Origin of the sequence: Actinoplanes teichomyceticus ATCC 31121 (assembly GCF_003711105.1) — a bacterium.
Classification (GTDB): domain Bacteria; phylum Actinomycetota; class Actinomycetes; order Mycobacteriales; family Micromonosporaceae; genus Actinoplanes; species Actinoplanes teichomyceticus.
The window spans coordinates 3,752,690-3,774,861 of sequence record NZ_CP023865.1; the positions used below are offsets into that span (position 1 = coordinate 3,752,690).

Consider the following 22,172-nt stretch of genomic DNA (forward strand, 5'->3'; position numbering starts at 1 on the left):
GTCAGCGCCTCCCGGCGGTGGTTCCGACGCCGAGCAACGACCGGGTGGCCTCGGCGTCGCCGAGCAGGTCGCCGGCGTGGCCCTGCCACGCGACCCGGCCGGCTTCGATCACCACGGCGTCGCTGGCGAGCCTGCGGACGACTGCCAGGTTCTGTTCGACCAACAGCACCGGTACGCGCTCCGCGACCCGAGCCAGCACGGCGGCGACCGCGGTCACCACGGCCGGCGCGAGTCCCTTGGTGGGTTCGTCGACCAGCAGCAGCCGGTTGGGGTTGAGCAGCACCCGGGCGACGGCGACCATCTGCTGCTGTCCGCCGGAGAGCGTGCCCGCGCGCTGGCCGGCCCGGGTCTTCAGCTCCGGGAACAGTTCGTGCACGAGCGCGTAGTCCGGGTTCGGCACGCGTTCGGCCAGGCGCAGGTTCTCCGCCACGGTCAGGCCGGCGAAGACACACCGGTCCTCCGGCACGTACGCCAGCCCGGCGCGGACCAGCCGATGGGTGGGGCGGCCGAGTACCGGCTCGCCACCGAACTCGACGGTTCCGCGGGCCGGCACCTCACCGAGGACGGCGCGCAGTGTCGTGGTCTTGCCGACCCCGTTGCGCCCGAGAAGCGCGGTGACGCCCGCGCCCGGCACGTCGAAGGTGACGCCCTGCAGGATGTGCGATCCGCCGAGGCGCACCGACAGCCCGGCGACGCGCAGGATCGGGTCGCTCACCGGTCCTCCCCCAGATAGGCCTGCTGGACGAACGGGTCGGCCATCACCGCGTCCGGGGTGTCGCAGGCCAGGAGGGCGCCGTGGTGCAGCACGGCGATCCGGTCGGCGAGGTCGAGCACCACCTCCATGTGGTGCTCGACCATCAGCACGCTGCGCCCGGTGCCGGCGGTCAGCCCGCGGATCACCTCGACCAGCGCGGGCACGTCCTCGAGGCTGACGCCGGCCATCGGCTCGTCGAGCAGCAGGACCCGCGGTTCGCCGGCGAGCAGCAGCGCGATCTCCAGCTTGCGTTTCTCGCCGTGGGCCAGCGAACCGGCGGTACGGGTGGCGTGGCGCTCCAGGCGTACCTCGGTGAGGATCTCCTCGGCGCGGGCGGCGACCTCGCGGTCGCCGCGCCGGCGCCATCCGCGCATCGCGCCGCCGCGCCGGGCCTGCAGCGCGAGCGCCACGTTCTCGGCGATGGTGAGCGAGCCGAAGACCGCGGAGGTCTGGAAGGTGCGGCCCAGCCCGCGGCGGGCCCGGCCGTGGGGGGCGAGCGTGGTGATGTCGTCGCCGCCCAGCCGGATCCGCCCGGCGGTGGGCCGGGTCAGGCCGCTGATCAGGTTGAACAGGGAGGTCTTGCCGGCGCCGTTGGGCCCGATCAGGGCGACGAACTCGTCCGCGGCCAGGTCCAGGGTGACGTCGTCGACGATCGGCACCGCGCCGATGCGCCAGGTCACGCCGTCGACCGCGAGCGCCGCGGCGGTGACGGTGCTGGTCGGCATCGCCGGTCAGCCCTTCATCGTGGTCGCGGGCGGGGCGGCGTCCTGGGCGCTGACCGTGCCGGTGACCGTCGCGGTCAGCGCGTCGCCGGAGCCGGAGATCCTGGCCTGGAACATCGGCTGCAGCAGCGCGTGGTCCTCGGCCCGCACGACGAGCGTGCCCTTCACCGACTCGAAGGTGTGACCCTCCAGCGCCTCGACCATCGCGTCGGTGTCGTCCGGCGCGGCCTCCAACGCGTGCACGATCATCTGCGCGGCGGCGAAGCCGTCGGGGTGGAACAGGTCGGTGCGCCCGCCCGGCACCGCCGCCTTCAGCGCCTGGTAGGCGGCGTTGTCGGTGGCGCCGTCGAAGTAGTGGGCGAGCAGGTGGAGCTCGGCGGCGCCGCTGCCGAAGCCGGCCCAGGACGCGCGCATGTCGAGGCCGGTGACGACCTTCGTGCTGGTGAGCACGCCCTGCTGGTCGAGGGCCTGCCACATGGCGGCCGCGGTGGTGCCGGCCCAGGCGACGAAGACCAGGTCGGGGCGGGCGGCCTTGACCTGGTTGGCGAACGGGGTGAAGTCGGTGGCGGTGGCCGGCACGGCGATGTCGCTGACGGTCGCGCCGGCGCCGCCGAGCACGCTCCGCACCGCTGCGACGTTGGACTTGCCGAACGCCGAGTCGGGGGCGAAGACCAGCACCTTCCTGCCGTCGCCGAGGAACGCCCGGGCGGTGCGTACGTCCTGGTACGACTGCCGGCCGGACCGGAAGGTGTAGCGGTTGGCGCCGGTGACCGCGTCGGTGGCGGCCGGGCCGGAGACGAACAGCACCTTGTTCTCCAGCGCCAGCGGCGCCACCTGCAGGGCCACGCCGGAGCTGGTGGAGCCGGCGAGGACCCGGTACCCCTTGCCGATCAGATCCTTGGCCGCGGAGACCGCCTTCACCGGGTCGCCGGCGTCGTCGGTCCAGGTGACGTTGACCGGCCGCCCACCGACCTGATTGGTGTTGCCGGTCGCGTACGCCAGGCCGGCCTTGAACCCCTCGGCGTACTGCTGACCGTAGCCGGCGAGCGGGCCGGACTCGGCGTAGACGACGCCCACGTTCAGCGGCGCCGTGTCGCCGGAGCCGCCGCCGGCCGACTCCTGCGGGCTGCCGCACGCGGCCGCCGTGACCGCGACGGCTGCCAGCACGGCGCCGAGCACCGTGCGCCGGGATGTCGCCGAACCACTCATCGGGCACCTTCCGTCCAGAAGCTGTTGGGTGTCGTCACACGCTAGAAACAGTGGTGTGACCCGGACCACCGCGATGGGCCACATAGGATGGCCGCTGCTTCTGTCTGCCGGCCACATGTCGGTGGTCGCCGGCGGTCCGTACGGTCTCGGCCATGACGACGGCACGAGTGGTCGATCTGAACCTGACGGGGCGTACCGCGCTGGTCACCGGCGCCGGCAGCGGCATCGGCCGGGCCTGCGCCGAGCGGCTGGCCGCGGCCGGCGCCGAGGTGGTGGTGCTGGACATCGACGAGCGGGCGGCCAAGGAGGTGGCGGCCGCGATCGGCGGCCGGGCGGTCGCCGCCGACCTGTCCGATCTGGACGGCATCGACGTGTTCACCGGCGCTGACGTGCTGGTCAACAACGCCGGGCTGCAGGTGGTGGCGCCGCTGCCGGACTTCCCGGCCGACAAGTTCGCGCTGCTCCAACGGGTCATGGTGGAGGCGCCGTTCCGGCTGATCAAGGCGGTGCTGCCACACATGTACGAGCGCGGCTGGGGCCGGATCGTGAACATCTCCTCGGTGCACGGGTTGATCGCCTCGCCGTACAAGGCGGCCTACGTGACCGCCAAGCACGCCCTGGAGGGGCTGTCCAAGGTGACCGCGCTGGAGGGCGCCAAGCACGGGGTGACCTCCAACTGCGTCAACCCGGCCTTCGTCCGTACCTCCCTGGTCGAGCGGCAGATCGACGACCAGGCCGCGGTCAACGGCATCGACCGGGCCGAGGTGGTGGACAGGATCCTGCTCGACCGGGCGGCGATCCGTCAGCTGATCGAGCCGGAGCAGGTGGCCGAGATCGTGGCGTACCTGTGCAGTCCACCGGCCTCGCTGATCACCGGATCGTCGCTCGTGATCGACGGCGGCTGGACGGCACACTGATCCGATGACCGAACCCGATGAGATCGACGTACCGGTGGCCGGCGGGACGCTGCGCGTGCTGAGCTGGCCCGCCGACGGACCGCTGGTGATCGCCGCGCACGGCATCACCGCGAACGCCCTGTCCTGGGCGGCGGTCGCCCGCGCCCTGGCCGGCCGGGCCCATCTGGTCGCGCCCGACCTGCGCGGCCGGGCCGGCAGCGCGGGACTGCCCGGGCCGTACGGGATGGCCGCGCACGCCGGCGACCTGCTCGCCGTCGCCGACCGGTTCGCCGCGCCGGCACCCGCGCTGGTCGGGCACTCGATGGGCGCGTTCGTAGCGGCGGCCACCGCGGCCCGGCATCCCGGCCGGTTCGGCCCGGTGCTGATGGTCGACGGCGGGGTCGCGCTGGGGGTGCCGGCGGACGTCGACGTGGACGCCGCGCTGGAGGCGGTGATCGGCCCGGCCATGCGCCGGCTGTCGATGACGTTCGCGTCGGCGGAGGACTACCTCGGCTATTTCCGGGCCAACCCGGCGCTGGGCCGCTACTGGGACGCGGACCTGGAGGGGTACGTGCTGCGCGACTTCACCGGGTCCGGCTCGTCCTGCCGCATCGAGGCGATCCGCGCGGACGCCGCGGACATGCTGCGCGACCCGCCGCCGGCGCCGTTCCCCCTGCTGTGGGCCCCGCGAGGGTTGATGGACGAGGACACCGGCCTGTACCGCGCCGAGCAGCTCGCCGGCCGGGACGCCGAGCCGGTGCCGGACGTCAACCACTACACGATCCTGACCGGGTCGGGCGCGCGGCGGGTGGCGGACCGGATCCACACCATGGTGACCGCCGATGTGGCTGGCGGGCACATGGGATTTCCGGAAACCTCTCCGTAACGTCCGCGACATGAATCTCCGCCGATGCCTCCCCCTGCTGGCAGCGGTCCTGCTCACCGTCGCCGGTCTCACCGTCTCCCCGCTGTCCTCGGCGAACGCGGCCGCGACCCTCACCGAGGTCACCTCGTTCGGCTCCAATCCCGGCGCGCTGCGTATGCGCGCCTACGTCCCGGACGGCCTGCCCACCGGCCGCCCGCTGGTGGTGGCGCTGCACGGCTGCACGCAGACCGCCACCGACTACTACAGCCGGTCCGGCTGGCCGAAGTACGCCGACCGGTACCGGGCGGCGCTGGTCTTCCCGGAGCAGACCTCGGCCAACAACGCGCTGTCCTGCTTCAACTGGTTCACCGCCGGCGACATCCGCCGTGGCCGGGGCGAGGCGCTCTCGATCAAGCAGATGGTCGATCACGCGATCCGGGCCTACGGTTCCGACCCGCGCCGGGTCTACGTGACCGGGCTGTCGGCGGGCGGCGCGATGACCGCGGTCATGCTGGCGGCCTATCCGGACGTGTTCGCCGCCGGTGCGGTGATCGCCGGGCTGCCGTACGACTGCGGGACCGTCTGCCAGTACCAGGCGCAGAACCGCGCCCCGGCGCATTGGGGCGCCCTGGTCCGGGCCGCCAACCCGGGCTACGGCGGGCCGTGGCCGCGGGTCGGCATCTGGCACGGCGCCGCCGACACCACCGTCGTGCCGGCGAACGCGACCGAGCTGCGCGACCAGTGGACGAACGTCTGGGGGATCTCGCAGCAGCCGTCGGCGACCGCGTCGCTGCCCGGGCCCACCATCGTCGAGCACCACCACGACGGCGCGGGCGTGCCGGCCGTCTCGCTGTACCGGGTGCAGGGGATGGGCCACGGCACCCCGGTCGCGCCCGGCAGCGCGGAGGAGCAGTGCGGGACGACCGGGCCGTACTTTCTGAACACGGTCTGCTCGTCGTACCACATTGCCGTGGCCTGGGGTCTGGCCGGCGACGCACCCGCGACGCCCCCGCCGAGCTCGCCGTCGGCTCCCCCGCCGGGTCCGCAGCCCTGCTTCACGGCGAGCAACTACGCTCACACCACCGCCGGCCGGGCGACCCAGTCCGGCGGCCAGACGTACGCCAACGGCTCCGGGCAGGTGATGGGGCTGTGGAACACCTTCACCACGCGCACGCTGCGCCAGACCGGCCCGGACCACTACGTCGTCGCCGACGGGACGTGCTGATCGCCGGATCCGGCGACAGCGATCAGAATGGCGCCGGCCTGCCGGAGCCCGACGCCGCTCATGCCGTACCCACCGTGAACGGCGCTGCGGTCAGCGCGCGCAGGCCCTCGACGCTCTGCCCGTCGGCGAGCCGGCGCAGCACCAGGCCGTCGGCGGTGACATCGAAGACCGCCCGGTCGGAGATGATGCGGTCGACGACGCCGGCGCCGGTCAGCGGCAGCGTGCACCGTTCGACGATCTTCGGGGTGCCGTCCTTGGCGACGTGCTCGGTGACCACCACCACCCGCGGGGCGCCGGCCACCAGGTCCATCGCGCCGCCCATGCCCTTGACCAGGCGCCCGGGGACGGTCCAGTTCGCCAGGTCGCCGTTCGCGGCCACCTGCAGCGCGCCGAGGATCGCGGTCTGCACATGCCCGCCGCGGATCATGCCGAACGAGGTGGCCGAGTCGAAGACGGACGCCCCGGGGAGCAGGGTGACGGTCTGCTTGCCCGCGTTGATCAGGTCGGGGTCCTCGTCGCCGTCGTACGGGAACGGGCCGGTGCCGAGGATGCCGTTCTCGCTCTGCAGGGTCACCCGCACGCCGGCGGGCAGGTGGTTGGCGACCAGGGTGGGTATGCCGATGCCGAGGTTGACGTACTGGCCGTCGGTCAGCTCGGACGCGGCGATCGCCGCCATCTCGTCACGCGTCCACACGGGGCCGCACCGTCCTCTGCTCGATGTGCTTCTCCGTCGTCTCGGTCCGGACCAGGTGCTGCACGTAGATGCCGGAGGTGTGCACGTCGTCCGGGTCGAGCGCGCCGATCGTCTCGGTCTCGGCGATCGTGATCCGGCCCGCGGTGGCGACCAGGGGGTTGAAGTTGCGGGCCGCGAGCCGGTAGCGCAGGTTGCCGTCGAGGTCGGCCCGATGGGCGCGCACCAGGGCGAGGTCGGCCACGATGCCGCGCTCCAGGATCGTACGGACGCCGTCGAAGTGCTCTTCGGGTTTGCCGGCGCCGACCGTCGTGCCGGCGCCGGTCGGGGTGAAGAAGGCGGGGATGCCGGCGCCGCCGGCGCGCAGGCGCTCGGCCAGCGTCCCCTGCGGCACGAACTCGACGTCGAGCTGGCCGGTCAGATACTGCTCGGCGAAGAGCTTGTTCTCACCGACGTAGGACGCGAGCACCTTGCTGACCTGCCGATTCTCCAGCAGCAGGCCGAGGCCCTTGCCGTCGACGCCCATGTTGTTGCTGACGATGGTGAGTCCGGTGACGCCGGTGTCACGCAGGGCCGTGATCAAAGAGGTGGGGATGCCGGACAGGCCGAAGCCACCGACCGCGATCGTCATGCCGTCGCGGGCGACGGCGGCCACGGCCCGCGCCGCGCTGTCGACGAGTTTGCTCATGGCGCGGCAGGTTAGGCGCACGGCGGACCGGCGCGTCGCCGCTGACCGCCTGATGGTTCGGGTGGGCAGTCGGTGCTCATAATGTGGTCATGCAGGGCTCACAGCTGGTCTGCCGGGTGGCCGCGGTGCTGCGCCGGGTCGGGTCGGGCGCCGCCGAGGGGGTCACCACCGCCGAGGTGGCCGCCGCGACCGGCCTGCCCCGGTCGACCGCGCAGCGTCTGCTCGCCGCGCTCGCCGAGGAGGGCTTCGTCGACCGCGACACCGGCCGGGGGCGCTGGTGCCTCGGGCCGGAGATGTTCCTGCTCGGCTCGGTGGCGGCGGAACGCTACGACGTCACCTCCACCGCCCGCGACATCCTGCGGTCGCTGGCCGAGCGGACCGGGGAGAGCGCCTTCTTCTCCGCCCGGCGCGGCACCGAGACGGTGTGCCTGGCCGGGGTGGAGGGCAGCTTCCCGCTGCGCTCGCACGTGCTGCACGAGGGCATCCGGTTCCCGCTCGGCGTCGCGTCGGCCGGGCTCGCCCTGCTCGCCTATCTGCCGGTGCCGGACGCGCAGGCCTACCTCGCCGGGCGCGGCGCCGAACTCGCCGCCGCATACGGCGCCCCGCACGAGGGCGCGCCGTTGGCGCGGCGGCTGAAGGCCACCCGCCGGCGGGGCTACGCGGTGAACCCGGGCCTGATCGTGCCGGGCAGCTGGGGCGTCGGCGCGGTCGTGTTCGACCGCACCGGCTCGCCCGCCTGGGCGCTCAGCCTGACCGGGGTGGAGTCCCGCTTCAACGGCGAGCGCACCGCCTGGCTGGGCGCGCTGCTGCTGGAGGCCGCCCACGCCCTGACCCGGCGGCTCGCCCGCCGGTGAGGGCGAGCGCCGTCGGCACGAACCCTCGGCACGAACCCTCGACGCGCCCCCGCCCGTACCCGGGGTGTACAGGGCCTTGCGGTCGTTGCTGAGTTGCAGGTTGGCCGGTCCCTCCCGCCCGTCGATCGTGCCGGCCGCGTCGGTCACGGCGTGATCGCGGCGCCGGTGGACCCGGCAGGAGCGCGGTGACGAACAGGACGAACTGCTTCACCACCGCTGTCCGGCCCGTCGGGGGCGAACGGCAGCACGCGGGCATCGGCCGAAGCGAGAGCCGCCCCCGTGGTCTGCTCCGGAAGCGTCCGATCCGGGTCGGCGGCCGTGCCGTCCGTGCTGAGGTGTGGATTCCCGGGCGCCGTACCGCCTAGGATCGAAGCGAATCGATCGAGGGAGGCGGGATGGCCTGGCGTACCCGGATTGCCTCGATGGTGGTCGCGGCCGCGCTGGTCGCCGCCGGTGGCGCCGGCACGGCGCCGGCCGGCGCCGCCACCGGCGCCCGGGTGCCGGTGACGGGCAACCCGTTCCTGGGCGCGCACGGCTACGTCGACCCGGACTGGTCGGCGGCGGCGCGGGCCGCGGCCACGGGGGGCGGCGACCTGGCGCCGGCGATGACGGCCGTGTCCCGGCGGCCCACCGCCGTGTGGCTGGACTCGATCGCCTCGATCAGTGGCACGGACGGTCGTCGCGGACTGCGCGCCCATCTCGACGGCGCGCTCGCCCAGCAGCGCAGAGAGGGCCGGCCCGTGGTGGTCACGCTGGTGCTCTACAACCTGCCGAACCGCAGTTGTTCGCGGGCGCCGTCCGGGGAGCTGACGGTCGCCGGCGGCGGCCCGGCGGCGTACCGTACGCGGTTCGTCGACCCGATCGCGGCGATCCTGGCCGAACCCGCGTACCGCCGGCTGCGCGTCGCCGTGGTGGTCGAGCCGGACGCGCTGGGCAACGAGGTCTACCCGGCGACCCGATCGTACGAGTGCGAGCAGGCCAGGCAGGCCGGGGTCTACCTCGACGCGATCCCGCACGCGCTGAGCCGCCTGCACGAGTTGCCGAACGTGTTCGCCTACCTGGACGTCACGCAGTCCAACCAGGTCGGCTGGGCGGACAGCCTCCGGGCGGCGGTCGGCGTGATCCGGGAGGCGGCGGACCGCACCCCCGCCGGGGTGGCCAGCATCGACGGCTTCGCCGTCAACGTCGCCGAGTACGATCCGGTGGACGAGCCGTTCCTCGACATCGGCATGACCCGCGCCGGCACGCCGATCACGCTCTCCCGGTGGGTGGACTGGAACGACCACCTGGAGGAGTCCACCTTCATCGACGCCATGCACGCCGCGCTGGTCGCCGCCGGCTTCCCGGAACGGGTGGGCGCGCTCGTGGACACGTCCCGCAACGGCTGGGGCGGCCCGGCCCGGCCCACCGCGCCGAGCACCTCCACCGATGTCAACACGTTCGTCGACCAGAGCCGCGTCGACCGGCGGCCGATGCGTTTCACCTGGTGCAACCAGGTCGGCGCGGGCCTGGGTGAGCCGCCGCGCGCGGCGCCGCGGGCACACGTGCACGCGTACGCCTGGGTCAAGCCGCCCGGTGTGTCGGACGGCAGCGCCGCCGATGACGTACGGTGCGACCCGACCGGGGAGATGCCGCCGATCGGGGGCGCCCGCCGGCCCACCAACGCGATGGCCGGAGCGCCGGCGCGCGGCGAGTGGTTCCCGGGCGCCTTCACCGAACTGGTGCGCAACGCGTACCCGCCGATCTCCTGACGCACGTCCCGGGCGAGATGCGGCCGCCCCGCCGGTCTCGTCCGGTACGAGCGCAAGCCTCGTTCATGGCTGCCTTCTTCCGGGACGGTGCCGGATCCCGGTTCGGGGCGGCTCCTGCGGCGTGTGATTCCCGGTAACCGACAGCGAGACGGTCCACGGCTTCGTCGCCCGCTGGGCCGAAGCGGCGTGCCCAAGCACAGCCGCGCCCAGCTGCGCTGCCGTATCCGCGCCCAGCTGCGCCGTCGCGTCCGCGCCCAGCTGCGCCGGATCCGTGCCCAGCTGCGCCGCCGCGTCCGCGCCCAGCTGCGCCGCCGGATCCGTGCCCAGCTGCGTCGCCGCATCCGTGGCGGCGCCGGCCGGTGCCCCGTCCGATCGATGCCGTCATGGACTCCCCGGGCGTGAAGGCGGCTGTTCCGCAGGCGTCGTCCAGCGTGACGCGGGTCGGTGGTTGTCGTCATGGGCAGTGCCGTGCCGAAGCTGGTGCGGCGCGAGATGCGCCGCGCGGCCGCTCGATCGGCGGCGCCGGCGCGCACCTGACGGTTCCGGCCCACGGCGTCCCGCACGCCACGCCGCCGGCTGCGCGGGGCATTAACACATGCAAATCCAGACCGGCGGACATGGTGTGCGACGTGCTTCTGTCATTTATGCGACTCTATTCAAAAGTGGTTTTCTCGTGTTCATTGGGCACGTGCCCAAGGGTGGCCGGCGCAGACGGCCATTGTTTTGTCGGGGAGTGCCCGCGAAACGTCACGCGGGAATGTGTACCTTCCCGATGCAAAACGGTTGCCGAGGAAAGGGAAGCTGACTTGTTGTGTAACGCCCTCAGGCATTTTCGGACATTTCCCCGAAAGGTGATGCGCTCCGCGGGTGAGGCGGCGTGAGCGCGGCGATGGTGGAGGCCCCCGCGGCCCTGGAGCCGCGGACGCTGGCCGGTGTGCTGGCCCGCTGCGCCCGGCGGCACGGTGTCCCCGGCGCCCAGCTGGCGGTCCACCAGGACGGCCGGACGGTGACCGCCGAGTTCGGCGAGGTGGAGCACGGAACCGGCCGGCCGGTCACCGCGGACACCGCCTTCCCGGTCGGGTCGGTCACCAAGGCGTTCACCGCCGCCGTCGTGCTGGCCCTGGCCGCGGAGGGCGATCTGGAGCTGGACGAGCCGGTGGGCGTGCACGTGCCGGGACTGCCCGCCGCGGCCGCCGCCGTCACCATCGGCCAGCTGCTCAGCCACACCGGTGGCCTGCCGTGCGGGCCGGCGCCCGAGCAGGTGGCCGGCCTCTCCGTGCGGGGATACCTGCGCCAGGCGGTACGCCCCGACGTCATGGTGCTGCCGCCGGGCGGCGGCTTCTCCTACTCCAACGTGGGCTACGTGCTGCTCGGCGAGGTGGTCTCCGGGATCACCGGGATGAGCTGGGCGGAGGCCGTGACCGCGGTGCTGCTGCGGCCGTTGGGCACCTCCACCGACCTGATCGGCGCAGGGTTCGCCGGCTCCGGCCGGCCGATCGCCAGCGGCCACTCCCGCCACCGGAGCACCGGGCGCGTCCGGCCGGTCCGGCAGTGCCTGGTCACGGCCGAGGCGGCGGCCGGCGCACTGGCCCTGAGCGCCGCCGACCTGGTGACGTTCGGGCGGTTGCACATCGGTGACGGGATCCCGGACGTGCTGCCCGCCGGGCACGCCGCCCGGATGCGCGAGGTGGTGCCCGGGGCGGTGCCGTTCGGCCTGGCCCGGGGCTGGGGGCTCGGGCTCGCCGCGTTCGGCGAGACGCCGTACCGGTGGTTCGGGCACGACGGCAACGCCGACGGCACCGACTGCCATCTGCGGATCGAACCGGCGGCCGGCCGGGTGGTGGCGCTGACCGCGGGCATCGGCGCCGGGTCCGGGATGTGGGCCGAGCTCACCGCCGAGCTGCGCGGACTCGGCATCCCCCTGGACGACGGCCTGCCGCAGGGCGACGCCTGGCCGGCCGCCGCGACCGACTGCGTGGGCACCTACCGCAACGGGGACCTCACCTACGAGGTGCTCCCGGGCGGTCCGTACGGGCTGCGCTTCCGCGTCGACGGCGAGGACGCCGAGCCGCTCGTGCTCGGCGCCGATCTCACTTTCTATCTGCGCGACGATTCATCCGACCGGTGGACCGTCGGCGGACGCTTTGTGCGAGAGAATTGCCGCGGCCCGGTGAACGCTGTGCAAGTCGGCGGTCGCATCGGGCGCCGTTGTGCCGAGGCGTTGATCTAGCCGCAGGCGCCATTCACGCAATTCACGACCGGTAGCACGGGGATGCACGCACCGGATTTTTTAGTTGCCGTGTCCGAAAGGTTTGAGCGACTTGACGAAACATCGGTTGGTGCCGGCCGCCATCCCCCAGCAGAAGCGGGTGCGACAGGAGCCGGGGCGCCCCCCGGCCGACCCGCGGGAGCAGACCGACTACTGGAGGGCGTGGAGCGCCGGGGTCGTGCCGCCCCCGCTGCCGGGCCACGTGCCCGGGCCACCCGGCCCGGGCACCTGGCAGCGCGTCCGTTGCGCCCTGCCACCCGAGGTGGTCGAGCGCCTGCGCCGGCTCGCCACCGACCGCGGCGCCGGCCCGCTGCACGTCTGCGCCGCCGCCCTGCACCTGGTGCTCACCCGCTACGCCGCCGGTCAGGACATCGCCGTGGTGACCCCGGCCGCCGCCCGCGGCGCCGATCTGGTCCCGCTGCGCCCGGAGGCGGGCGCCACCACGCTCGCCGATCTGGTCGGCGCGGTCCGTGCCGGGCACGCCGCGGCCGCGCCGCACACCGAGCGGCCGTTCGCCGTCCTGACCCAGCGGCTCGGGCTGTCCCCGGACCTGGCCCGGGTCGTGGTCGCCGACCGCGGCCGGCCGCCGCGCACCCCGCACACCGCGCTGGTCGTGCACACCGCGGCCGCCGGCTCCGCCGGCCAGCCGGTCCTGGAGTACCGCACCGACCGGCTCGGCGACGCGGCCGTCCAGCGCCTCGCCGGGCACCTGGCCCGGGTGCTCACGGTGGCCGCCACCGATCCGGGGCGGCCGGTGGCCGAGGTGGACATCCTGACCGACGCGGAGCGGCGCGACGCCCTGGCCGCGGCCCGCGGACCGGACCGGCCGGTCACCGCGGCCACCTGGCCGCAACTCGTCGAGGCGCAGGCGCGCCGCACGCCGGACCGGCCCGCGGTGGTGGCCGGCGACACCACGCTCGACTACGCCACCCTGGACGAGCGGGCGAACCGGCTGGCCCGGCTGCTGGTGGCCCGCGGCGCCGCCCCGGAGACCGTGGTCGCGCTGGCGCTGCCCCGGTCGGCCGACATCACCGTGGCGCAGCTGGCCGTGGGCAAGGCGGGCGCGGCGTTCCTGCCGGTGGACCCGGCGTACCCGGCGCGGCGCATCGCGCTGATGCTCGACGACGCGCGGCCGGTGGTCACCGTGGCCCGCGGTGACACCGCCGCCGCCGTGGCCGGGCGCGACCCGCTGATCCTGGACGACCCGGACGTGCTGGCGGCGCTCGCCGCGACGCCCGGCCGGCCGCTGACCGACGCCGACCGCCGGGGCCCGCTGTGCCCGGCCCACCCGGCGTACGTGATCTTCACGTCCGGATCGACCGGCGTACCGAAAGGGGTGGTGATCTCCCATGCCGCGTTCGCCGACTTCGCCGCGGCCGAGGCGGAGCACCTGCGGGCCGGGCCGGGGGATCGGGTGCTGCAGTTCGCCTCGCCCAGCTTCGACGCCTCCGTGCTGGAACTCGGCCTGGCCCTGCCGGGCGGCGCCACGCTGGTGGCGCCGCCGCCCGGCGCGTCGGTGGGGGAGCCGCTCGCCGAGGTCCTGGCCGCCGAGCGGATCACCCACGCGCTGATCCCGCCGGCCGCGCTGGCCACCGTGCCCGACCCGGCCGCCGTCCCGGCGCTGAGCACCCTGCTGGTCGGCGGCGAGGCCTGCGACGCCGGCCTGGTCGAGCGGTGGGCCGGCGGCCGCCGCATGATCAACGCGTACGGGCCCACCGAGACGACCGTGGTGGCCACCTGGACCGGTCCGCTGAGCCCGGGCGGGACGCCGCCGATCGGCCGGCCGCTGCCGAACACCGCCGCCTACGTGCTGGACGCCCGGCTGCGCCCGGTGCCCGACGGGGTGCCCGGCGAGCTGTACGTCGCGGGCCACGGCCTGGCCCGCGGGTACCTGCGCCGTCCGGGGCTGACCGCGCAGCGGTTCGTGGCCGACCCGTACGGCCCGCCCGGCGCCCGGATGTACCGCACCGGCGACCTGGTGCGCCGGGCCGCCGACGGGCAGCTGGAGTACCTCGGGCGCGCCGACGACCAGGTGAAGATCCGCGGCTTCCGGATCGAGCCCGGCGAGATCGCCGGCGTGCTGGCCGGCCACGACGGCGTCGCCCGGGCGGCCGTGGTGGTCCGGGAGGACCGCCCCGGCGTCAAACAGCTGATCGCGTACGTGGTGCCCACGCGCCCGGACGGCGCCGACCCGGCCGGGCTGCGCGCGTACGCGGCCGACGTCCTGCCCGCGCACATGGTGCCCGCCGGGTTCGTCGCCGTACCGGAACTGCCGGTCGGCCCGAACGGCAAGCTCGACCAGCGGGCCCTGCCCGCACCCACCTTCGCCACCGCCGACGACGAGTACGTCGCCCCGCGCCCCGGCGCCGAGCAGACCGTCGCCGGGCTCTGGGCCGAGGTCCTCGGCGTCGCGCGGGTCGGCCGCGACGACGACTTCTTCGCGCTCGGCGGCGACTCCATCCTGGCCGTGCGCGCCCTGTCCCGGCTGCAGGCGGTCACCGGTGTGCGGCTGCCCACCCGCGCCGCGTTCGACGCCCGCACCGTGGCCGCCCTCGCCGCCCGGCTCGCCGACGCGGCCGGCGACGCCCCGGCGGCCCCGATCCGGCGCGCCGACCGGACCGGGCCGCTGCCGCTGTCGTCCCACCAGCGGCGGCTGTGGCTGCACGAACAGCTGCACAGCGGGAGCACCGAGTACGTCACCGGGGTCGGCCTGCGGCTGCGCGGCCCGCTCGACCCGGCCGCCTTGCGTACCGCCCTGAGCGCCCTCGCCGCCCGGCACGAGTCGCTGCGCACCACCTTCGTCGCCGGTGACGACGGGGCCGGCCGGCAGGTGATCGCCGAGCGCGGTGACCTTCCGCTGCACGTCGCCGACCTCGGCGACGTCCCCGCCGACGAGCGCGACGCCGCCCTCGACCGGCTGCTGGCCGAGCAGCTCAGCCGCCCCTTCGACCTGTGCCGGGGCCCGCTGGGCCGGGCGACGCTGATCGCGCTGGCCGAGCACGAGCACGTGCTGCTGCTGGCCCAGCACCACATCGTCACCGACGGCTGGTCGGTGCGGGTGCTGTGCAGTGAGTTCGCGCAGCTCTACGACGCCGCGGTGCGCGGGGTCCCGGCCGGGCTCGGCGAGCCGGGCCTGGACTACGCCGACTTCGCCCAGTGGGAGCGCGAACAGCTGACCGAGCCGCTGCTCGAGAGCCGGCTGGAGTACTGGCGGACCCGCCTGGCCGGCGCGCAACAGCTGCAACTTCCCACCGACCGCCCCGCCACGGCCGGGCCGGGCACCGCGGGCGGCGTGCACCGCGTGCCGCTGCCGGACGAACTGGTGGCCCGGCTGGCGGCCGTGGCCCGGCGGCACGGCGCGACGCCGTTCATGGTCCTGGTCGCCGCGGTGCAGGCGCTGCTGGCGCGGTACAGCAACCAGCGCGACATCGTGCTCGGCACGGTCACCTCCGGGCGCGAGCGCGCCGAGCTCGACCGGGTCGTCGGCTTCTTCGTCAACACCCTGGTGCTGCGCGGCACGGTCGATCCCGAGCAGGGGTTCGACACGCTCGTCGCGGCCGCCCGCGAGACGGTGCTCGACGCCTTCACCCACGACGTGCCGTTCGACCGGCTGGTGGCCAGCCTGCCGGCCGGCCGCGACGGCGGCGCCCCGCCGGTGCGCGCCGTCGTGGTGCTGCAACAGGACCTGGCCGCCACCCGCCGCGCCGGACCGCTGCGGATCACCGAGCAGGACCTGCCGCGCCCGCACGCGCGCTTCGACCTGGTCTTCGAGTTCCTGCCGCGCGGCGCCGGACTGACCCTCGCGCTGGAGTACCACAGCGCCCGGTTCACCGCCGGCGCCGCCGCCCGGCTCGCCGGCCACCTGATCCGCCTGCTCGACGTGGTCACCGCCGACCCGGCGGCCGCCGTCGGCGCCGCCGACCTGCTGACCGCGGCCGAGCGCGCCGACCTGCTGATCACCCGCAACGACACCGCCCGGCCGGTGGTCGCCGAGACCCTGCCGCGGCTGTTCACCCGGCAGGCCGACCGCACCCCGCACCGGACCGCTCTGGTGGCCGGCGCGGCGACCCTCGACTACGCCACCCTGCGCGCACGGGTCAACCGGCTGGCCCGCCTCCTGGCCGCCCGGGGCGCCGGGCCGGAACGGCTGGTCGCGCTGCTGCTGCCGCGCTCGGTGCCGATCGTGGTCGCTCAGCTGGCCGTCGTCCAGGCCGGCGCGGCGTTCCTGCCGGTCGACCCGGCCTACCCACGGTCCCGGATCGAGCTGATGCTGCGGGACGCGGCGCCGGCGCTGGTGCTGACTCTGACCGGGCTCACCGACCGGCTGCCCGGCACGGACGCGGCGCCCACGCTGCTGCTCGACGACCCGGCGACCGCCGCCGCGCTGGACCGGCTGTCCGGCGCCGACCTGGACGACCGGGACCGGACCGCGCCGCTGCGGCCGGACCATCCGGCCTACGTCATCTACACCTCCGGCTCGACCGGCCGGCCCAAGGGCGTCGTGGTCTCCCACCGCGGGCTGGCCAATTTCTCGGCCGCCGAGATCGCCCACCTGCGGGTACGCCCCGGCGACCGGGTGCTGCAGTTCGCCTCGCCCAGCTTCGACGCGTCCGTGCTGGAGCTGTGCATGTCCCTGCCGGCCGGGGCCGCCCTGGTCGTGCCCCCGGAGGGGCCGCTGCTCGGCGACCGGCTGGCCCGGGTGCTCGCCGACAACCGGATCACCCACGCGCTGGTCCCGCCGGCCGCGCTGGCCACCGTGCCCGATGACGCGCGCCTGCCCGACTTCCGCTGCGTCGTGGTCGGCGGCGACGCCTGCGGCCCCGACCTGGTCGCCCGCTGGGCGCCGGGCCGCCGCATGATCAACGCGTACGGGCCGACCGAGTGCACCGTGGTGTCCACCTGGAGCGGGCCGCTGAGCCCGGGCGGCGTGCCGCCGATCGGCACGCCGCTGCCGAACACCCGGGTGTACGTGCTCGACCCCCGGCTGCGGCCGGTGCCGGTCGGCGTGCCGGGCGAGCTGTACGTGTCCGGCGCCGGACTGGCCCGCGGCTACCTGCGCCGCCCCGGCCTGACCGCGCAGCGCTTCGTGGCCGACCCGTTCGGCGCGCCCGGCGACCGGATGTACCGCACCGGCGACGTCGTCCGCTGGACCGGCGGGCACCTGGAGTTCCTCGGCCGCGCCGACGAGCAGGTGAAGATCCGCGGCTTCCGGATCGAGCCGGGCGAGATCGCCGCCGCGCTCACCCGGCAGGCCGGGATCCGGCGCGCCGCCGTCGTCGCCCGCGACGACCCGTCCGGCGCTCGCCGCCTGGTCGCCTACGTGGTGCCGGCCGCCGGGCAGCCCCGCGACGCCGGCCGGCTGCGCGAGCGGCTGGCCGCCGAACTGCCCGACTACATGATCCCGGCGGCGTTCGTGTTCCTCGACGCGCTGCCGGTCGGCCCGAACGGCAAACTCGACCGCGCCGCCCTGCCCGCGCCCGACCCGGGCGCCGCCGCGGCGCCGTACCTGGCCCCGCGCACCGACGCCGAGACCGTGCTCGCCAGGATCTGGGCGGACGTGCTCGGCGTGCCCCGGGTCGGCGTCGAGGACAACTTCTTCGAGCTCGGCGGCGACTCCATCCTCAGCATCCAGGTCGTCTCCCGGGCCCGGGCCGCCGGGCTCACCCTGACCGCCCGCGACCTGTTCGAGCACCAGAGCATCGCGGCGCTGGCCGGCGCGCTGGACCTGCGCCCGGCCGCCGCGGCCCGGCCGGTCGCGCCGGCCGGCGGCGACACCCCGCTCACCCCGATTCAGCGGTGGCTGTTCGACACCCGCCCGGCCGACCCCGGCCACTTCGACCAGTGCCTGGCCCTGCAGCTGGCGCCGGACGCCGACGAGCAGGCGCTGCGGGCGGCCCTGGACGCCCTGCCGCGCCACCACGAGGCGCTGCGCGCCCGGTTCAGCCGCACCGCCGCCGGGTGGCGGCAGGAGACCGGGCCGATCGAGGCGGTCCGGCTGGCGCGCTGCCCGGCGCCGCCCGCGCCGGGGATGCCGGCGCTGCTGCACGCGGCCCGGCGCGCGCACGGCGCGCTCGACCCGGCGCGCGGGCCGCTGCTGCGCGCCACCCTGTTCACCGGCGCAGCCGGCCCGCCGGTCCTGCTGCTGGCCGTCCATCACCTGGTGGTGGACGCGGTCTCCTGGCGGTTGCTGGTCGCCGACCTGCAGCAGGCGTACCGGCAGGCGGCCGCCGGCGAACCGGTCCGGTTGCCCGAGCCGACCACGCCGTTCACCCACTGGGCCCGGCTCCTGGCCGAGCACGGCCGGGCCGGCGGCTTCGACGACGAACGGGCGCACTGGGCGGCCACCGCCACGGCGGAGACCGCGCTGCCGGTCGACGCCGACGGGCCGGACACGGTCGCCGACACCGCGACGGTCACCGTACGGCTCACCCCGGCCGAGACCACGGCGCTGCTGCGGCAGGTGCCCCGGGCGTACCGGACGCAGGTCAACGACGTGCTGCTGACCGCGCTGGCGGCGACCCTGCACGAGTGGACCGGGCGCCGCCGCACCGCCGTCGACCTGGAGGGCCACGGCCGGGAGGAGATCCTCGACGGGGTGGACCTGTCGCGCACCGTCGGCTGGTTCACCACCATCTACCCGGTCGCCCTGGAATGGCCGGGCGCACCGGGCTGGGCGGCGGCGCTGAAATCGGTCAAGGAGCAGCTGCGCGCGGTACCCCGGCGCGGGATCGGGCACGGCGCCCGGCACCGCGCGACCGGCGCCGGCAACCGGCCCCGGATCAGCTTCAACTACCTGGGCCGGATGCAGCTGCCGCTCGGCGACGGCGTGTGCCGGGCCGCCCCGTACGGGCTGGAGCTGGACGACGACCCGGCCGCGCCGCGCACCCACCTGCTCCAGGTCGTCGGCCAGGTCACCGCCGGGCAGCTGGAGCTGACCTGGTCGTACGGCCGCAACCGGCACCGCCGGGAGACCGTGGCCGGCCTCGCCGAGCGGATGTGCGCGGCGCTGCGCGCGATCGTCACGCACTGCGCCGGCGCCGGTGGCCGTACCCCGTCGGACTTCCCGCTCGCCCGGCTCGACCAGGCGGCCGTCGACCGGCTCGCCGGGACCGGCGCGGAGGTGGCCGACATCTACCCGCTCACCCCGATGCAGGCGGGGATGCTCTTCCACGGCCTCGACCCGGCCGCCGACGGGGTCTACCTGCAACAGACCACGTTCGTGCTGGACGGCGTCGACGACCCCGGGTGGCTGGCCGAGGCCTGGCAGCACGTGGTGGACCGCACCCCGGTGCTGCGCAGCGCGGTCGCCTGGGACCAGCTCGCCGAACCGGTCCAGCTGGTGCACCACCGCGCCCGGCTGCCGGTCACCCATAGGGACTGGACCGGCGTGCCGGCGCCGGAGCGCCCGGACCGGCTGCGGCGGCTGCTCGACGAGGACCGCGCCGCCGGGCTGGACCTGACCCGGCCGCCGCTGCAACGGCTGACGCTGGCCCGGCTCTCGGCCACCGAGGTGCAGGTGGTGTGGACCTTCCATCACCTGCTGCTGGACGGCTGGAGCGCCTTCCAGGTGCTGTCCGACGTGTTCGCCTGCCACGCGTCGCTGCGCGCCGGGCAACCGGTCGCGCTGCCGGTCCGGCGGCCGTTCCGCGACTACGTCGCCTGGCTCGCCGGGCAGGACGACGGCCCGGCCGACGAGCACTGGCGCCGGGTGCTGGCCGGGTTCGCCGCGCCCACGCCGCTGCCGTACGACCGGGCGCCGGCGCACGCCCACCGCGGCCGGTCGGCGCGGCGCTGCGCCGTGGAGCTGGACGCCGCCGCCGCACAGCGGCTGCACCAGGTCGCCCGCACCCACCGGCTCACCATGAACACCCTGGTCCAGGGTGCCTGGGCGATCCTGCTGGCCCGCTACAGCGGCCACCGCGACGTCTGCTTCGGCGCCACCGTGTCCGGCCGGCCGGCCACGCTGCCCGGGGCCGAGACGAGCACCGGCCTGTTCATCAACACCCTGCCGGTGCGCGCCGCCGTCGACGGCGCCGCCGGCACGGCCGGATGGCTGCGGGCCCTGCAGACCGCCCAGACCGAGGCCCGGCAGCACGAGCACGTGCCGCTGGCCCGGCTGCGGTCGTTCAGCGACCTGCCCGCCGACGCCGCGCTGTTCGACAGCATCGTGGTGTTCGAGAACTACCCGATCGACGACGACATCGCCCGCGCGCACCGGCTGCGGCTGCGCGAGCTGGCCGCCGTGGAGACCACCAGCTTCCCGCTGAGCCTGATGGCGTACCCGGGCGAGCGGCTCACCCTGACGCTCTGCTACGACCCGGACTGCTTCGACCGGGCGACCGCCCACCGGCTCGCCACCCACCTGCGCCAGCTGCTGATCGCGATCGCCGACGACCCGGACCGCCCGATCGGGCGGCTGCCGATGCTCACCCCCGGCGAGCGGGACGCGGTGCTGCGCGCCGGGAACGACACCGATCGCCCGCAGTCCCCGGCCACCCTGGTCGACCTGCTGGCCGAACAGGCCCGGCGCACCCCGGCCGCCCCGGCGGTCACCTTCGGCGCGGACACCGTGTCGTACGCCGAACTCGACCGCTGGTCCAACCGCCTGGCCCGGGACCTGGTGGCGGCCGGCGCCGGACCGGAACGGTGCGTCGCGGTGTCCCTGCCGCGCTCGCTGGAGCTGGTCGTCGCGCTGGTCGCGGTGCTCAAGACCGGCGCCGCGTACCTGCCGGTGGACCCGGGGCTGCCCGCCGCGCGGATCCGGTTCATGCTGGACGACGCCCGCCCGGTGCTGGTGCTCGACCGGCCGGAGCCGGTACGCGACGCGCGCGGCGCCGAGCACGCTGTCACCGACGCCGACCGGCGTGCGGCGCTGCGCCCGGCCCATCCGGCGTACGTCATCTACACCTCCGGCTCCACCGGCCGCCCCAAGGGCGTGGCCGTGCCGCACCACGGCATCGTCAACCGGCTGCGCTGGATGCAGCACGAGTACCGGCTCGACCGGCACGACGTGGTGCTGCAGAAGACCCCGGCCACCTTCGACGTGTCGGTGTGGGAGTTCTTCTGGCCGCTGCTGACCGGCGCCCGCCTGGTCGTGGCCCGCCCGGACGGGCACCGCGATCCCGCGTACCTGGCCCGGCTGATCCGCGACGAGGGCGTCACCACCGTGCACTTCGTGCCGTCCATGCTGCGGGCGTTCCTGGCCGACGCGGCCGCGGCCGGCTGCACCGGGCTGCGCCGGGTGATCTGCAGCGGCGAGGCGCTGCCCGGCGACCTCGCCACCGCGTTCGCCGCCCTGCTCCCGGCCGAGCTGCACAACCTGTACGGCCCCACCGAGGCCGCCGTCGACGTCACCCACCACCGGTGCGACCCGGCCGGCCGGGCCGCCGGCGTGCCGATCGGGCGGCCGGTGTGGAACACCCGCGCGTACGTGCTGGACGCCGCCCTGCAGCCGGCGCCGCCCGGAGTCCCCGGCGAGCTGTACCTGGCCGGGATCCAGCTGGCCCGCGGCTACCTGCACCGCCCGGGGCTGACCGCGCAACGGTTCGTCGCCGACCCGTACGGGCCGCCGGGGCAGCGGATGTACCGCACCGGCGATCTGGCCCGGTGGACCGCGGACGGGGTGCTGGAGTTCCTCGGCCGCACCGACGACCAGGTCAAGGTCCGGGGCGTGCGGATCGAGCTGGGTGAGATCGAGGCGGTGCTGCGCCGGCACCCCGGCGTGGCGCAGGCGGCGGTGCTGGCCCGCGAGGACCGCCTGGTCGCCTACGTGGTGCCGGCCGGCGGCGCCGGGCCGCAGACCGCCGCCTGGCGCGACCATCTCGCCGCCGAACTGCCCGCCGCGCTGGTCCCGGCGATGTTCGTACCGCTCGAACAGCTCCCGCTGAGCCCGAACGGCAAGCTGGACCGCGCCGCCCTGCCGGCGCCGCGGTGGGCGGGCGCGCCCACCGTCGAGCACGTGCCTCCGCGCACCGACGCCGAGGCGGCGATCGCCGACATCTACCGCGCCGTGCTCGGCGCCGAGAGCGTCGGTGTGCTCGACGACTTCCTCGATCTGGGCGGCGACTCGATCGCCGGGATGCTCGTCGCCTCCCGCGCCGCCGCCGCCTTCGGCGTCCCGATCAGCCCGCACGACGTTCTGACCGCCCGCACCGTCGCTGCCCTCGCCGAACTCGTGGAGGACCACGTCCTGCGCGAGCTCGAGCAGCTGGCCGCCGGCGAGAGCGACCCTCGATGAAGGAGCACCGG

Annotated in this window: 13 protein-coding genes; 8 read left to right on the forward strand and 5 right to left on the reverse strand. The window is 75.3% G+C overall.

The features are described 5' to 3' along the window. Position 1 precedes the first annotated feature (1 nt). Genes ACTEI_RS16560 through ACTEI_RS16570 form a run of 3 tightly spaced genes read right to left on the reverse strand, consistent with a single transcriptional unit; the run spans position 2 to position 2,685 of the window. Entirely contained in the window at positions 2 to 715 is a 714-nt protein-coding gene (locus ACTEI_RS16560) for an ABC transporter ATP-binding protein (protein ID WP_122978481.1), read from the reverse strand. Next, a complete protein-coding gene (locus tag ACTEI_RS16565) occupies positions 712 to 1,479 on the reverse strand; it encodes an ABC transporter ATP-binding protein (RefSeq protein ID WP_122978482.1) in 768 nt (255 codons plus the stop codon). Before ACTEI_RS16565 ends, ACTEI_RS16560 begins: the two co-directional genes overlap by 4 nt. A gap of 6 nt (positions 1,480 to 1,485) precedes the next feature. Continuing rightward, entirely contained in the window at positions 1,486 to 2,685 is a 1,200-nt protein-coding gene (locus ACTEI_RS16570; protein ID WP_122978483.1) for a substrate-binding domain-containing protein, read from the reverse strand. A 152-nt stretch (positions 2,686 to 2,837) separates the two neighbouring features. Between ACTEI_RS16570 and ACTEI_RS16575 the strand changes: the two genes are divergently transcribed. The 3 genes from ACTEI_RS16575 to ACTEI_RS16585 are packed head-to-tail and all read left to right on the forward strand — an operon-like array spanning position 2,838 to position 5,671. Then, positions 2,838 to 3,602, forward strand: a complete 765-nt coding sequence (locus ACTEI_RS16575) for a 3-hydroxybutyrate dehydrogenase (RefSeq protein ID WP_122978484.1) — start codon at positions 2,838 to 2,840, stop codon at positions 3,600 to 3,602. Between the two features lie 4 nt (positions 3,603 to 3,606). Beyond that, positions 3,607 to 4,467: an alpha/beta fold hydrolase gene (locus ACTEI_RS16580; RefSeq protein ID WP_122978485.1), complete on the forward strand. Its 861-nt coding sequence runs from the start codon at positions 3,607 to 3,609 to the stop codon at positions 4,465 to 4,467. Positions 4,468 to 4,477: 10 nt separating this feature from the next. Continuing rightward, positions 4,478 to 5,671: an extracellular catalytic domain type 1 short-chain-length polyhydroxyalkanoate depolymerase gene (locus ACTEI_RS16585; protein WP_122978486.1), complete on the forward strand. Its 1,194-nt coding sequence runs from the start codon at positions 4,478 to 4,480 to the stop codon at positions 5,669 to 5,671. 58 nt (positions 5,672 to 5,729) lie between these two features. Here the strand turns inward: ACTEI_RS16585 and ACTEI_RS16590 are convergent, their stop codons facing one another. Both ACTEI_RS16590 and ACTEI_RS16595 read right to left on the reverse strand, forming a co-directional pair. Further along, the gene (locus ACTEI_RS16590; RefSeq protein ID WP_275412306.1) at positions 5,730 to 6,365 is read right to left on the reverse strand and encodes a CoA transferase subunit B; all 636 of its coding nucleotides are present in this window, start codon (positions 6,363 to 6,365) and stop codon (positions 5,730 to 5,732) included. After that, entirely contained in the window at positions 6,352 to 7,050 is a 699-nt protein-coding gene (locus tag ACTEI_RS16595; protein ID WP_122978487.1) for a CoA transferase subunit A, read from the reverse strand. The genes ACTEI_RS16590 and ACTEI_RS16595 overlap by 14 nt, the downstream gene beginning before the upstream one ends. A gap of 89 nt (positions 7,051 to 7,139) precedes the next feature. On the opposite strand from ACTEI_RS16595, the gene ACTEI_RS16600 reads away from it, so the two are divergent. The 5 genes from ACTEI_RS16600 to ACTEI_RS16615 all read left to right on the forward strand — a co-directional run bounded on the left by ACTEI_RS16600 (position 7,140) and on the right by ACTEI_RS16615 (position 22,161). Next, positions 7,140 to 7,904: an IclR family transcriptional regulator gene (locus ACTEI_RS16600; RefSeq protein ID WP_122978488.1), complete on the forward strand. Its 765-nt coding sequence runs from the start codon at positions 7,140 to 7,142 to the stop codon at positions 7,902 to 7,904. Between the two features lie 395 nt (positions 7,905 to 8,299). Then, positions 8,300 to 9,655 (forward strand): glycoside hydrolase family 6 protein, encoded by a 1,356-nt coding sequence (locus tag ACTEI_RS16605; RefSeq protein WP_122978489.1) that lies wholly within the window; start codon positions 8,300 to 8,302, stop codon positions 9,653 to 9,655. A 186-nt stretch (positions 9,656 to 9,841) separates the two neighbouring features. Further along, positions 9,842 to 10,057, forward strand: a complete 216-nt coding sequence (locus ACTEI_RS37025) for a hypothetical protein (RefSeq protein WP_145831135.1) — start codon at positions 9,842 to 9,844, stop codon at positions 10,055 to 10,057. A 475-nt stretch (positions 10,058 to 10,532) separates the two neighbouring features. Continuing rightward, positions 10,533 to 11,885 (forward strand): serine hydrolase domain-containing protein, encoded by a 1,353-nt coding sequence (locus tag ACTEI_RS16610; RefSeq protein WP_203723873.1) that lies wholly within the window; start codon positions 10,533 to 10,535, stop codon positions 11,883 to 11,885. 91 nt (positions 11,886 to 11,976) lie between these two features. Further along, entirely contained in the window at positions 11,977 to 22,161 is a 10,185-nt protein-coding gene (locus ACTEI_RS16615) for a non-ribosomal peptide synthetase (protein ID WP_164465993.1), read from the forward strand. Positions 22,162 to 22,172: the final 11 nt, after the last annotated feature.